13 protein-coding genes are annotated in these 12627 nt (G+C 67.8%); 7 read left to right on the plus strand and 6 right to left on the minus strand.

The genetic code is table 11. The features are described 5' to 3' along the window. Positions 1-97 precede the first annotated feature (97 nt). Positions 98-1000: an alpha/beta fold hydrolase gene (locus tag NM961_RS17775; RefSeq protein WP_255915756.1), complete on the plus strand. Its 903-nt coding sequence runs from the start codon at positions 98-100 to the stop codon at positions 998-1000. Here NM961_RS17775 and NM961_RS17780 read toward each other — a convergent pair. Continuing rightward, on the minus strand, positions 991-1440 hold the full coding sequence (locus NM961_RS17780) for a GFA family protein (protein ID WP_255915757.1): 450 nt from the start codon (positions 1438-1440) through the stop codon (positions 991-993). The genes NM961_RS17775 and NM961_RS17780 overlap by 10 nt on opposite strands. Before the next feature lie 241 nt (positions 1441-1681). On the opposite strand from NM961_RS17780, the gene NM961_RS17785 reads away from it, so the two are divergent. Continuing rightward, positions 1682-2473, plus strand: coding sequence for a class I SAM-dependent methyltransferase (locus NM961_RS17785; RefSeq protein ID WP_255915758.1), 792 nt, complete (start codon positions 1682-1684; stop codon positions 2471-2473). 138 nt (positions 2474-2611) lie between these two features. On the opposite strand, the gene NM961_RS17790 is transcribed toward NM961_RS17785, so the two are convergent. Continuing rightward, positions 2612-3001: an ArsR/SmtB family transcription factor gene (locus NM961_RS17790; RefSeq protein ID WP_255915759.1), complete on the minus strand. Its 390-nt coding sequence runs from the start codon at positions 2999-3001 to the stop codon at positions 2612-2614. A 103-nt stretch (positions 3002-3104) separates the two neighbouring features. Between NM961_RS17790 and NM961_RS17795 the strand changes: the two genes are divergently transcribed. Then, positions 3105-3851, plus strand: coding sequence for an SDR family NAD(P)-dependent oxidoreductase (locus NM961_RS17795; protein ID WP_255915760.1), 747 nt, complete (start codon positions 3105-3107; stop codon positions 3849-3851). An 83-nt stretch (positions 3852-3934) separates the two neighbouring features. Here NM961_RS17795 and NM961_RS17800 read toward each other — a convergent pair whose 3' ends face one another. After that, positions 3935-4831 carry an AraC family transcriptional regulator gene (locus NM961_RS17800; RefSeq protein ID WP_255915761.1) on the minus strand — a complete coding sequence of 299 codons (897 nt, stop codon included), beginning with the start codon at positions 4829-4831 and terminating at the stop codon, positions 3935-3937. 103 nt (positions 4832-4934) lie between these two features. Here NM961_RS17800 and NM961_RS17805 point away from each other — a divergent pair, with 103 nt between their 5' ends. From NM961_RS17805 to NM961_RS17820, 4 genes are all read left to right on the plus strand, one after another. After that, on the plus strand, positions 4935-5678 hold the full coding sequence (locus tag NM961_RS17805; RefSeq protein WP_255915762.1) for an SDR family oxidoreductase: 744 nt from the start codon (positions 4935-4937) through the stop codon (positions 5676-5678). Positions 5679-6261: 583 nt separating this feature from the next. Beyond that, entirely contained in the window at positions 6262-6942 is a 681-nt protein-coding gene (locus tag NM961_RS17810; protein ID WP_255915763.1) for an isochorismatase family protein, read from the plus strand. A gap of 45 nt (positions 6943-6987) precedes the next feature. Next, positions 6988-7629 carry a hydrolase gene (locus NM961_RS17815; RefSeq protein WP_255915764.1) on the plus strand — a complete coding sequence of 214 codons (642 nt, stop codon included), beginning with the start codon at positions 6988-6990 and terminating at the stop codon, positions 7627-7629. Between the two features lie 97 nt (positions 7630-7726). Further along, positions 7727-8128 carry an OsmC family protein gene (locus NM961_RS17820; RefSeq protein WP_255915765.1) on the plus strand — a complete coding sequence of 134 codons (402 nt, stop codon included), beginning with the start codon at positions 7727-7729 and terminating at the stop codon, positions 8126-8128. 123 nt (positions 8129-8251) lie between these two features. Here NM961_RS17820 and NM961_RS17825 read toward each other — a convergent pair whose 3' ends face one another. The 3 genes from NM961_RS17825 to NM961_RS17835 all read right to left on the minus strand — a co-directional run bounded on the left by NM961_RS17825 (position 8252) and on the right by NM961_RS17835 (position 12345). After that, entirely contained in the window at positions 8252-9022 is a 771-nt protein-coding gene (locus NM961_RS17825) for a TSCPD domain-containing protein (protein WP_255915766.1), read from the minus strand. A 549-nt stretch (positions 9023-9571) separates the two neighbouring features. Next, on the minus strand, positions 9572-10120 hold the full coding sequence (locus NM961_RS17830) for a hypothetical protein (RefSeq protein ID WP_255915767.1): 549 nt from the start codon (positions 10118-10120) through the stop codon (positions 9572-9574). A 77-nt stretch (positions 10121-10197) separates the two neighbouring features. Next, positions 10198-12345 (minus strand): adenosylcobalamin-dependent ribonucleoside-diphosphate reductase, encoded by a 2148-nt coding sequence (locus tag NM961_RS17835; RefSeq protein ID WP_255915768.1) that lies wholly within the window; start codon positions 12343-12345, stop codon positions 10198-10200. Between the last annotated feature and the right edge of the window lie 282 nt (positions 12346-12627).

Genomic DNA, 12627 nt, shown 5'->3' on the forward strand with positions numbered 1-12627 from the left:
TTCCGGGCCCCGGCGCCGAACCGCAGAACCGGCTTTCACACCAGCCCGCTCCTGCGCGTAGCAAACTCCGCGTACGCACCGCATCAGGAGCCGCCGCATGGAGCCTGCAAGCCGCCATCGCCTGCCTCTGTCCGGCGGTAGCGAACTCGTGTTCTGGTTGGCCGGCGATCCCGCGGCGCCCGCCCTGCTGTTGCTGCATGGATTTCCGAGTTCGGCGCCCAGCTTCCGCGGCGTGATCGCGCAGCTGGCACAGGTCTGCCAAGTGATCGCGCCGGACCTGCCGGGCTATGGCGAGTCCGCACCGCTGGCGCAGCCGTCATTCGACGCCCTTGGCCGGGCCGTGCATGAATTGCTCGCCCATCTGGCCGTGGGGCCGCGCTATATCTACCTGCACGATTACGGCGCGCCGGTCGGCCTGCAGATTGCGATGCAGCAGCCGGATGCGGTGCTGGGGCTGCTTATCCAGAACGCGAACGCACACCGCTCCGGCTTCGGTCCGCAGTGGAAGGACACGCTGGCCTACTGGGAGCACCCCGACGCGCAGAACGAAGCGGCCGCAACCGCGCATCTGAATCTGGCCGGCGTGCGCGACCAGTACATCGCCGGATTGCCGGCGGAAGTGGCGGCGCGCATACCGCCGGCCGTATGGCAGGAGGATTGGCGCATCATGGGCTTGCCCGGCCGGCTGGAAACCCAGCGCGCGCTGATCGCCGACTACGGCAACTACGTCGCACGCTTCGACGCTATCGCGCGCTATCTCGCCGAACACCAGCCGCGCGCGGTCCTGGTCTGGGGACGCCATGACGCCTTCTTCGACATCGCCGAAACGCTATCGTGGATGCGCGCGCTGCCGCGCATGGAAGCGCATGTGCTCGACGGCGGCCATTTTCTGCTGGAGACGCACGCGCCGGAAGCGGGCAGGATTTTCCGCCGCTTCATTGCCGGCGCGGCGCCGCGGACGCGCCTGGGCGCCCGCGGCAGCTCCGGCGGCTACAGATAGCTGGTCACGCGCGGCGCGTGACCCCAGTCGTCGTTGGCGCCGTCCTCGTAGCGGATCGGCGCGGCGGCGTACTCGTCGTCGCTGACATCGTCCAGGCAGGCGATATTGATGCAGTAGAAGTCGCCGCCCATCACCGGCTCGCTCGCGCTGACGAAGGGGTAGACGCCGCAGATCCTGCAGAAGGTGTGGTCTATGCCGCCCTCGCCGAAACGGTAGTGGGTCAGTTCGCCGGCGCCCTGCAGCAGGCGGAAGGATTCGGCGGGAACGTGGTTCTTCCACATGCGCGTCTTGCGGCAGAACGAGCAGTTGCAGCGCATCGTCGAGGCGAACCATTCGGCGGTGCGCAGCGGCGGGGAACGCTGGCCCGGCGGGGCGAGGTCGATATCGACGGCGAATTTGACGGCGCCGCAATGGCAACTGCCGTGGCGGGTCTGGATCATGCAAAGCGCTCCTGTGTGGCGGGTTGCTGGCGGTCGCGGCTGGACGGACCTGCGCATAGCGGTTGCACGTCGCTGCCGGCACCGCACTCCGGATGGCGCAGCATGGCGCGGGCCGCAGTCGTCTGCCTAGTCCGTCCAGGGCTGCGCGCAGCATAAGCAACAAAGCGGCTTCGCTTGCGTATGCTCGCGTTCGTCGGTACGCAGGGCCTGCCGGCGCGCCACCGCCACGGGAAATCCACGCATGAAGCCGACCAGTCCGTCCCTGCACCCATCCGCCGCCATCGGCTTCGTCCAGGGCGCCGGCAGCTATGTGCGGGGCCGCCCCGGCTATCCCGCGGAACTCAGCGGCTGGCTGCGCGCAGCATTGCAGCTCCAGGCTGGCAAGACCGCGCTGGACCTCGGCGCCGGCACCGGCAAGTTCCTGCCGGTGCTGCTGGCAACCGGCGCCGCGGCGATCGCGGTGGAGCCGGTCGCGGCGATGCGCGAGCGGCTCGCGGCGGAGTATCCGCAGGTGCGCGCCGTGGACGGTTCCGCCGAGACGACCGGGCTGGCCGATGCGGCGGTCGACGCCGTCGTCTGCGCCACCGCCTTCCACTGGTTCGCCACGCGCGCGGCGCTGGACGAGATCCACCGCGTGCTCAGACCCGGCGGCTGGCTGGGCCTGGTCTGGAATGTGCGCGACGAGCGCGTGCCCTGGGTCGCGCGGCTGGGCGCGCTGGTCAATGCCTTCCAGCGCGACACACCGCGCCAGGCCAGCGGCGACTGGCGCCGGGTGTTTCCGCATGCGGGCTTCGCACCGCTGCAGCAGAGCGAATTCGTGCATGAGCACCGCGGCCCGGCGGACATCGTCGTGCTGGAGCGTGTGCTGTCGACCAGCTTCATCGCTGCGCTGCCGCAGGGCCAACGTGCGCAGGTCCAGCAGGCCGTGGCGCAGTTCATCGCCAGCGAAGCGGAACTCGCCGGCAAGGCGGAGGTGGCGGTGCCGTACCGCTGCATGGCGTATGCGGCGCAGAGGATAGGCGGTGCGGGCTGAGCTTTGTTCCATGCCGCCGCACGGTGCAGCCCGCGTGGCAAAACAGCGGTAAGAAGCGTGCCCGCCTGGGCAAAGCTCAGCCGCTTTGACCGGGCGACGAGGCGGGACGGACAAGCAGCCTCACCGCCGCTGAACCGCTCAGCCCACCCCAGTTCTTGATTTCGCCGCGGCCGGCTTGCGCCGCGCCGCCTTGGCGCGCTCGGCCGCCTGCACGCTGTGCGCCGACAGGATCGCGGCGATCAGGCCGGGGAAACGCTGCTGGATTTCCGCGCAGCGCGTGGTGTTGCGCATTTCCACGCCGTGGCGTTCGCTGCGGATCAGGCCGGCTTCGCGCAGCGCGCGGAAATGCTGCGACAGGGTGGATTTGGGAATGGCGCGGTCGCAGACCTGGAGAAAACTGGAACAGCTCAGCGCGCCGTCCGCGGCGGCTATGCCGGCGTAGATCGCGGCGCGCACCGGATCCGACAGCGCGTGGAGCAGGCCCTCCACGGTGACATCCTCGATGGAAGGGTGGGTCAGGGGTTTCATGCGGACATCTTATCGGCCCTTGAAAACCGCTTCTATAGTTCGTAAGTTACGAACTACCGAATTTAAGAACCTTAATCTGCCACCTGCAAAGGACGTTACGCACATGAGCAAGCTCGATTCCAAGGTCGCCCTGGTCACCGGCGCCTCCAAAGGCATAGGCGCGGCCATCGCCAAGGCCCTGGCCGCGGCCGGCGCCGCCGTCGTGGTCAATTACGCCTCGGACAAGGCCGGCGCCGAGGCCGTAGTCGCCGCCATCGCCGCCGCCGGCGGCAAGGCCGTCGCGGTGCAGGGCGATGTATCCCGCGCCGACCAGGCGCAGGGCCTGGTCGATGCGGCGATACAGCAGTTCGGCCGCCTCGACGTGCTGGTCAACAACTCCGGCGTCTACAAGATGGCCGCGCTGGAGGACTTCACCGAAGAGGAATTCCACCAGCAGTTCAACGTCAACGTACTGGGCCTGCTGCTCACCACCCAGGCCGCGCTCAAGCACCTGGGCGAGGGCGCCAGCATCATCAACATCGGCTCGGTGGTCAGCCGCATCACGCCGCCGGGCAGCGCCGTCTACACCGGCACCAAGGGCGCGGTGGATGCGATCACCGGCGTGCTGTCGCGCGAACTCGGCCCGCGCAAGATCCGCGTCAACGCGCTCAACCCGGGCATGATCGAAACCGAAGGCGCCCACAGCGCCGGCTTCATCGGTTCGGATTTCCAGGACTGGGCCGTCAGCCAGACGCCGCTGGGCCGCATAGGCCAGCCGCAGGACATCGCCTCCATCGCCGTGTTCCTGGCTTCCAGCGATTCCTACTGGCTGACCGGCGAACAGCTGCTGGCGGGCGGCGGTACGCGCTGAACCGGTGGGCGCCCGGCGCTGCGCAGGCGCCGGGCGTCTTCCGCCGGCTGCTGCAACCGCTTATTGCATAGCGGCGAAGCGCCTCAGCCGGCGCTGGCATAGCGGCTCGGCGGCACTCCCACATGCCGCGAGAAGGCGACGCTGAACGTGCTGCTGGAGCCGTAGCCGACACGTTCGGCCACTTCGGCCACGCTCAGCTGCTCGCGCCGCAGCAGGTTCCTGGCGACCGTCATGCGCCAGGAAAGCAGGTATTCCATGGGTGCCGCGCCCACCTGCTGCGTGAAGCGTTCGAAGAAGCTGGAGCGCGACAGCGCGGCCGCGCCGGCCAGCTGGCTGATGGTCCAGGGGTGATCGATGCGCGCATGCATCTGCGTCAGCGCAGCGGCGAGCCGTTCGTCGCCCAGGCCGCGCAGCAGTCCCGGCGGCGCGCGGGTGCCGGTGTTCGCGCGCAGGGCTTCGATCAGCAGCAGATCGACCAGCCTGGACAGCATGACTGCGCTGCCCGGCTTTTCCTGCGCGGATTCTTCGCCGACCAGTTTCACCAGCTGTGCCAGCCGCTCGGCGCCTGGCACATGCACCAGGCCTGGCAGCAGCGATACCAGCAGCGCCGGATCCGATGCCTCGAACAGGAAGGAGCCGCCGAGCGAGCGCATCTCCGGCGCGCCGCCCTGCTCGCCGTAGCGGACTTCGCCGCGCGTCGCGGCCAGCCTGGCCGGATCGAGATGGACCGGCGGCGCCGGCGCTTCGCTGGCGATGGTGAAGGCCGGGGTGGTGGGCAGCAGCACGAAATCGCCGGCGTCGAGCCTGACGGGCGCATGGCCGTCCACGCTCAGACGGCAGCTCCCTTGCAACATGATGCAGAAGCTGGGCTGGCCGAATTCGGAAAAACGCACGGCCCAGGCGCCCTTGCCGCTGATGGGATTGGCAAACACCGCGCGCGGATGCAGCAGCCGGATCAGGTCGGACAGGGGATCGCTCATTTCGGACTTACGCTAAAGAAATGCGGATTCTGGATCATCGCAGATCCGGACCGCGCCTCGTATCGTTCTCTCCGAGTCAAACAACCACCCGGAGAAGACCCTCATGAAGACCGTACTCATCACCGGCTGCTCTTCCGGCTACGGCCTGGAAACCGCGCGCCATTTCCTTGCCCACGGCTGGAACGTGATCGCGACCATGCGCAAGCCCCGGCACGACCTGTTCCCGGCCACCGCCAACCTGCGCGTGCTGCCGCTGGATGTCACCTCGCAGGAGAGCATAGACCAGCTGTTCCAGGCCGCCGGCCCCATCGACGTGCTGGTGAACAACGCGGGCATAGGCCTGTTCGGCGCGTTCGAGGCCACGCCCATGCACACCGTGCGCGAGGTGTTCGAGACCAATACCTTCGGCACCATGGCCGTGTGCCGCGCGGCCATTCCCGCGTTCCGCGAGCGCCGCGCGGGCACCATCGTCAATGTCACTTCCAGCGTCACGCTCGCCACCTTTCCGCTGGTTGCCGCCTATGCGGCCAGCAAGGCGGCGGTGGCGGGCTTCACTGCCTCGCTGCAGCTCGAACTCAAGGACTTCGCCGTGCGCGTGAAGCTGGTGGAACCCGGCTACGGCCCGTCCACCCGCTTCGCCGCCAACGGCCAGCAGCGCATGCAGGGACTGATTCCGCCGGCCTACGAGCCTTTCGCGCACCGTGTGTTCGCCGGCTTCAACCACCTCAGCGCGGTGACCAGCGCCGCCGATGTGGCGGAGGGCGTGTGGCAGGCGGCGAACGACGCGACGGATCAGCTGCATTTCCCCGCCGGTGCGGATGCCGTGGCGCTGGCGCAGGCGCGCTGATCCGGCAGGCACTTTCCATCTTGCGGCACGCGATGCCGGCGCAGGCGGCGGCGCCGGCATCGCGAATGCATTTCTGTAAAAAGCGCAAATGCAGGAACCGTTCCGCCGGACGTTCCTGCCCGCCGCCTCGCTACCTGGCCGTCTCGGCTCATCGGCGGGAAACCGGCTCGCCGCCGGGCACAAGGTCCAGACCGCACAGAGGCCGCCGGCCGCGCAATGACCGGCCCGGAAACTCCTGCACCGGCCCCTTACCTGGCCAGCGGCCGCCTGTCCGGCCTGCCCGCCGCGGCATCGTCCTATGCGCAGAACTGTCAGTCCACATCGCGCCGGCTACCGGCTGCGGGACGGCGGGAATACCGTGCACGCCATCGGGAAGCGCGACACGGCGCTGCCGGCGCGGCGCTGCGTGAAGCCATTCCTCCGCGACTGCAACACTGCCGGCCGCACTGGCCGGGCCAGGGCTTTCCGAGGCGCTCGCTGATTGCGCGTCCCAGCGGCGCCGGAGACTGAGTCAGTCCGCCGCCCGCCGGCGCCGGTCCGCTCAGTTCGCGCACCACGAATCCAGCCGCCCAGGAGCCCGACCATGTCCGCCCCCGCCAACTTCGGCAACGCCCGCCCGATCATCGACCCGGACAACGCGGCGATGCTGCTGATCGACCACCAGAGCGGCCTGTTCCAGACCATCCACGATATGCCCTTCAGCGCCGTGCGCGCCCACGCCGTGGCGCTGGCGCGGATGGCCACGCTGGCCGGGATGCCGGTCATCACCACTGCCTCGGTGCCGCAGGGCCCGAACGGGCCGCTGATTCCGGAGATCCACGCCAGCGCGCCGCATGCCCACTACGTCGCCCGCCGCGGCGAGATCAACGCCTGGGACAACCCCGATTTCGTCGCGGCGGTGAAGGCCACCGGCCGCCGCCAGCTCATCATCGCCGGCACTATCACCAGCGTCTGCATGGCTTTCCCCAGCATTGCCGCCGCGCACGACGGCTACCAGGTGTTCGCCGTGATCGACGCCTCCGGCACCTATTCCAAGATGGCCGAGGAAATCACCCTGGCGCGGGTGGTCCAGGCCGGCGTGGTGCCCATGGACACGGCGGCCGTCGCCTCGGAGATCCAGCGCACCTGGCACCGCGACGATGCGGCGCAATGGGCCGAGATCTACACGCAGATCTTCCCCGACTACCGCCTGCTGATCGAAAGCTACGCCAGGGCGCAGGAGGTACAGAAGAACCAGGAACAGCTGGATTCGCAGCGCGGCTGACCCCGCCGCCTTTCTTCCCGACACAGCACGAAGGAGTGCTCCATCATGGCCAGTGAACCCATCCGCGATCCCGCCAGCGATCATCTGCTCACGCCGCAGAACTCGGCGTTCGTCATCATCGACTACCAGCCCGTCCAGGTGAACTCCATCGCCTCGATGGACCGGCAGCTGCTCATCAACAACATCGTCGGCGTGTCCAAGGCTGCCGTGGCCTACGGCCTGCCCATCATCCACTCGACCGTCAACGTGAAGACCGGGCTGAACAAGCCGCCTATCCCGCAGCTGCGCAAGGTGCTGGGCGCATACCCGACCTACGACCGCACCACGATCAATTCCTGGGAAGATGTGGAATTCCGCCAGGCCGTCGAAGCCACCGGGCGCAGGAAGCTGATCATGACCGCCCTGTGGACCGAGGCCTGCCTGACCTTCCCAGCGCTGGACGCGCTGAAGGCGGGCTACGAGGTCTACGTCGTGGCCGATGCCGTGGGCGGAACCTCGGCGGCGGCCCATGACGCGGCCCTGCGCCGCATCGAACAGGCCGGCGGCAGGATGATCAGCGTGCCGCAGCTGTTCTGCGAACTGCAGCGCGACTGGCAGCGCAAGGAGACCGTGCCGGCCTTCATGAACCTGTTCATCGAGACCGGCGGTACGGCGGGGATCCAGTTCTCCTACGATCGCACCGAGTAACATCCGCGCTGCCCGCGCGCCGGGCGCCTTCCGCCGCAAACGCCGGCGCCCGGCGCGTGTAGTACGGTCCGCCGTTCCATCCGGGGAGAAGCTCGCCATGACCTCAAGCAAGACCGCCGTGATCGTGTCCACGGACACCAATTACTTGCACCACATCGAGACCGGGCGTTTCACCCTGAGCACCGACGAGCCGGCCGCCCTGGGCGGCCAGGGCGCGGCGCCGGCGCCGTTCCAGTACTACCTGGCCGCACTCTCCGCCTGTACCGCCATCACCTTGCGCATGTACGCGCAGCGCAAGGGCTGGAACCTCGGCCAGTTCCGCGCCGAACTCACACTGGGCTTCGACGACGCCGGCAAGCCGCAGATACACCGCCTGCTCCATTCCGACCAGGCGCTGAGCGACGAACAATGGACACGCCTGCTCGAAATCGTCGCCAACACGCCGGTAACCAAGGCGCTGCGCGACGGCGCGGTAATCACGTCGGCGCGCGCGAGCTGAGCGCGCGGCGGCTCGCCGCACCTTCTCCCTGACAGCGGCGGCGGCGGCGCGCTCTGGACAATTCTGGTTGCGGTCGATCAGATCCGTCGGCGTCCCGGCGGCCGCGCCGGCAGCGGCTTCAGCCTAGCCGCACTTGGAATAGCCGCAGTTCAGGCAGGTCGAACAGCCGTCCATAAGTACCATCGCCGCGGTATTGCACTTGTGGCACAAGGTCGCGCCGGGCGGGAAGGCGGCGGCGGACGTTTCCGCGGCGGATTCGGCCGGGGCGGCGCTGCGTTCCGGCGCCGCGGCTACTTCAGGCTTTTTTTTTGCGCCCTGCTCGTAGGCAGCGCGCTTTTCCGCGATCAGGGCACGCTGCTCGGGGCTGAGTTCCGGATCGTGCAGCAGGCCGATCAGCTTGAGGTGCTGTTCGATCACCGCGCCGAGTTCGGCCACGATGGACGGCATATAGACGCCGCCGGCCTTGAAATAGCCGCCGCGCGGGTCGAACACGGCCTTGAGTTCCTCGACCAGGAACGTGACGTCGCCGCCCTTGCGGAACACCGCCGACATGATGCGGGTCAGCGCCACGATCCACTGGAAGTGGTCCATGTTCTTGGAGTTGATGAAGATCTCGAACGGCCGGCGCGACTCGTGCGGCGTGCCCTGGTTGAGCACGATGTCGTTGATGGTCACGTACAGGGCGTGCTCGAACAGCGGCGACTTGATCTTGTAGGTGGCGCCGATCAGGGTGTCGGGACGCTCCACCTTCTCGTGCATCTGGATGACTTCGGCCAGCGGCGGCTCGGGCGGCGCGGCGGCGACCGGGGCCAGGCTGGTACTGACCTGGGCTGCCTTCTCGTTGGGCTTCTCCACGCTGTAGCCCTTGATCTTCCCGCCAATCTTGATCGCCATGATGCCGTTCCGCTGCAGGGCGCAGCAGGCTGCGCCGGGATGAACCAGAGGCGCAGCAGGCTGCGCCGCGACGTAGCGCGCCGCCGGGGCGGCGCCTTGCCGGTTGCCGTGTCCTGCCTGGCGCGGCGCCGTCCGCCGCAGCGGCTGACGGCCCGGCCGCGACGCGGACAAGGCGGCAAATCCGTGGCGACGCGGCCTGCAAGCGGGCGGCGGCGCCGTGTTCCGTCGCGGCCGTCACGCCGGCCGGGCGGAAAGGGTCTCCGCGCCGGCGTACCGACGCGGAGGGGAAACAAGGCTGTGGCGCGTTGCCGCGCGTGCTTGGCAGTGGGTCTTGCGTGATGTGAAGTCGCGGCCGCGGCGGCTTGCGCCGCGACAGGAACCGGTTCCGGCCGCCGCAGCTGCAGCCACCGGAAGCTTCCCGGCCGGAGACTCGCTCCCGGCCGCACTTCGACACCGCCAGTCAACGCCGCGACGCAGCCTCGCCATCGCGACATCACTTCCGCCGGACTCCCCCTTTCCAGGGTTGGCCCCGGCGGAAGCCTGGGTCACTCAGCGCTTCTTGGCGCCTTTCTTCGCTGCGGCTTTCCTGGCCGGAGCTTTCTTCGCAGCCGCCTTCCTGGCCGGGGCCTTCTTGGCCGGCGCCTTCTTCACGGCAGCTTTCTTCGCCGCGGCCTTCTTCACCGCCGCCTTCTTGGCCGGCGCTTTCTTGGCAACGGCCTTCTTGCCAGCGGCCTTCTTGGCCGGCGCCTTCTTCGCCGCGGCCTTCCTGGCGACCTTGGCCACCGCCTTCTTCACCGCCGTCTTGGCACCGGCGGCCTTCTTGGCGGCTTTCTTCGCCGCCGGCTTGGCCTTGGTCACCGCCTTCCTGGCCTTGGCCACGACGCTCTTGACCTTCTTCTGCGCCGCGTCCTTGACGTCCTTGGCCTTCTTCACCACGGCCTTGGCGCGCTTGGTCACGGCTTCCTTGGCATCGGTCGCGGCCGCGCTGACGGTGGCGACGGCGGCTTCGGTCTTCTCGGCCACGGCTTCGCTCACGTTCTGCGCGGTTTCCTTGACCGTCTCCAGCGCATTGCTCAGTGTCTCACCTACGGTGTGCATAGAACCCTCCAGCTCCTCGTTCGGGTTGGTCAGTTGGTTGGTGTTGCGGAGTGGACATTACTCCATTCCGGCGCCACTCAAAACTTGCCGTAGTAACCCTCTTTGAGCGCATCGAAAAGATTGGCGGCCGTGTGGGTCTCGCCGTCGTATTCGATCTCCTCGTTTCCCTTCACCTCGACCACGCTGCCGTCTTCCAGCTCGAAGCGGTAGATGGTGTTTTCCAGGTCGGCCTCCTTGACCAGGACCCCCTGGAACGCGGCCGGGTTGAAGCGGAAGGTGGTGCAGCCCTTGAGCCCCTGGGCATGCGCGTAGGTGTAGATGTTCTTGAAGTCTTCGTAGGGGTAATCGGTGGGCACGTTGGCGGTCTTGGAGATCGACGAGTCGATCCACTTCTGCGCCGCGGCCTGGATATCGACGTGTTCGGTCGGGCGTATGTCGTCGGCCGCGACGAAGTAGTCGGGCAGCTTTTCCTCGGCCTTGTCCGAGAACGGCATGGCCCTGGCGTTGATCAGCTCGCGATAAGCCAGCAGCTCGTAGCTGAACACCTCGACCTTTTCCTTGGTCTTCTTGCCCTCGCGGATCACATTGCGCGAATAGTGGTGGGCGAAGGACGGCTCGATGCCGTTGGAGGCGTTGTTGGCCAGCGACAGCGAGATCGTGCCGGTGGGCGCGATCGAAGTATGGTGGGTAAAGCGCGAACCGTGCTCGGCCAGGGCATTGACCAGCTCCGGCGCGGCCTCGGCCACGCGCTGCATATAGCGGCTGTAGCGGGCGTGCAGCACGCGGCCGGGAATGCGGTCGCCCGCCTTCCAGCCGTCGCGCTCCATCTCCGGACGCCGCCGCAGCATGGCCGCGGTGACCTCGAACTCCTGCGCCAGCAGCGGCGCCGGGCCTTTCTCCTGCGCCAGCGCCAGGCCGACTTCCCAGCCGGCCAGGGCCATCTCGCGGCTGACCTGCTCGGTGAAGGCGCAGGCCTCCTTGGAGCCGTAGCGCAGCTTGAGCAGGGTCAGGGTCGAACCCAGGCCCAGATAGCCCATGCCGTGGCGGCGCTTGGACAGGATCTCCTCGCGCTGCTGTTCCAGCGGCAGGCCGTTGATCTCGACCACGTTGTCGAGCATGCGCGTGAACACGCGCACGACTTCGCGGTATTCCTCCCAGTCGAAACGCGCCTTGGGTCCGAACGGATCGCGCACGAACATGGTCAAGTTGACCGAGCCGAGCAGGCAGCTGCCGTAGGGAGGGAGTGGCTGTTCGCCGCAAGGATTGGTCGCGCGGATGTTCTCGCACCACCAGTTGTTGTTCATCTCGTTGACGCGGTCGATCAGGATGAAGCCCGGCTCGGCGTAGTCGTACGTCGAGACCATGATCATGTCCCACAGATGGCGCGCCTTGATCTGGCCATAGATCTTGCAGGCGACCAGGCCGTCGTCGCGCACCACGTAGTTCGTCGCCAGCGGCCAGTCGCGCCAGACCACCTTGGCCGGGTCGGCCAGGTCGATCTCGTCGGCTTCCTTGAGGCTGATGGGGAATACCAGCGGCCAGTCGCCGTCGCCGTGCACAGCCTTCATGAAATCGTCGGTGATGAGCAGGCTCAGGTTGAACTGGCGAAGACGGCCGTCTTCGCGCTTGGCGCGGATGAAGTCCTTCACGTCGGGGTGGCTGACGTCGAAGGTGCCCATCTGCGCGCCGCGGCGGCCGCCGGCCGACGACACCGTGAAACACATCTTGTCGTAGATGTCCATGAAGGACATCGGGCCCGAGGTATACGCACCGGCGCCCGAGACATACGCGCCGCGCGGCCGCAGGGTGGAGAATTCGTAGCCGATGCCGCAGCCGGCCTTCAGCGTGAGGCCGGCCTCGTGCACTTTCTGCAGAATGCCGTCCATCGAATCCTCGATGGTGCCCGACACGGTGCAGTTGATGGTCGAGGTCGCCGGCTTGTGTTCCAGCGCACCGGCATTGGAGGTGATGCGGCCGGCCGGGATCGCGCCGCGGCGCAGCGCCCAGAGAAAGCGTTCGTTCCAGTAGTGCTGCTTTTCCGGCGTGGTCTCGACTTCGGCCAGGGCCTTGGCGATGCGCTGGTAGCTGTGGTCTATGGACAGATCCACCGGCTCGCCCTGCTTGGTCCGGAGGCGGTATTTCTTGTCCCAGATATCCTGCGATGCCGGTTGCAGGGGGATGCTCACCGCGCCGCGCGCGAGGTCTTCAAGGCGCACCGTACTCATCAGCTCTCGTCCTCTCCCGAGTCCTTTTTGCCGGTCCGAATCATGGGTTCGGTCTGGACGCCCGCCAGCGCCGGCCAGCGGGCCGCCGCCAGACGGACCACTGCGCGCGGTCGCGACGGCATTTGCCGTGCGCCGCTGCCTGACGCGGTATCACGCTGCTGCCGCGCGGCATGCCCACCGCTACGGCCCGTGCCTGGCTGACCCCAATTACTGGGGCTACCCCCCGGTGACCAGGCACAACATGTTGTGATTGCGAGCGGCGGCAACCCTACGCCCCGCATT

The organism is Tahibacter harae (assembly GCF_024437735.1).
Lineage (GTDB): Bacteria > Pseudomonadota > Gammaproteobacteria > Xanthomonadales > Rhodanobacteraceae > Tahibacter > Tahibacter harae.

Coding starts and splice junctions, on each gene's coding strand:
- NM961_RS17775 (WP_255915756.1), top strand. CDS start 98: ATGGAGCCTGCAAGCCGCCATCGCCTGCCTCTGTCCGGCGGTAGCGAA.
- NM961_RS17780 (WP_255915757.1), bottom strand. CDS start 1,440: ATGATCCAGACCCGCCACGGCAGTTGCCATTGCGGCGCCGTCAAATTC.
- NM961_RS17785 (WP_255915758.1), top strand. CDS start 1,682: ATGAAGCCGACCAGTCCGTCCCTGCACCCATCCGCCGCCATCGGCTTC.
- NM961_RS17790 (WP_255915759.1), bottom strand. CDS start 3,001: ATGAAACCCCTGACCCACCCTTCCATCGAGGATGTCACCGTGGAGGGC.
- NM961_RS17795 (WP_255915760.1), top strand. CDS start 3,105: ATGAGCAAGCTCGATTCCAAGGTCGCCCTGGTCACCGGCGCCTCCAAA.
- NM961_RS17800 (WP_255915761.1), bottom strand. CDS start 4,831: ATGAGCGATCCCCTGTCCGACCTGATCCGGCTGCTGCATCCGCGCGCG.
- NM961_RS17805 (WP_255915762.1), top strand. CDS start 4,935: ATGAAGACCGTACTCATCACCGGCTGCTCTTCCGGCTACGGCCTGGAA.
- NM961_RS17810 (WP_255915763.1), top strand. CDS start 6,262: ATGTCCGCCCCCGCCAACTTCGGCAACGCCCGCCCGATCATCGACCCG.
- NM961_RS17815 (WP_255915764.1), top strand. CDS start 6,988: ATGGCCAGTGAACCCATCCGCGATCCCGCCAGCGATCATCTGCTCACG.
- NM961_RS17820 (WP_255915765.1), top strand. CDS start 7,727: ATGACCTCAAGCAAGACCGCCGTGATCGTGTCCACGGACACCAATTAC.
- NM961_RS17825 (WP_255915766.1), bottom strand. CDS start 9,022: ATGGCGATCAAGATTGGCGGGAAGATCAAGGGCTACAGCGTGGAGAAG.
- NM961_RS17830 (WP_255915767.1), bottom strand. CDS start 10,120: ATGCACACCGTAGGTGAGACACTGAGCAATGCGCTGGAGACGGTCAAG.
- NM961_RS17835 (WP_255915768.1), bottom strand. CDS start 12,345: ATGAGTACGGTGCGCCTTGAAGACCTCGCGCGCGGCGCGGTGAGCATC.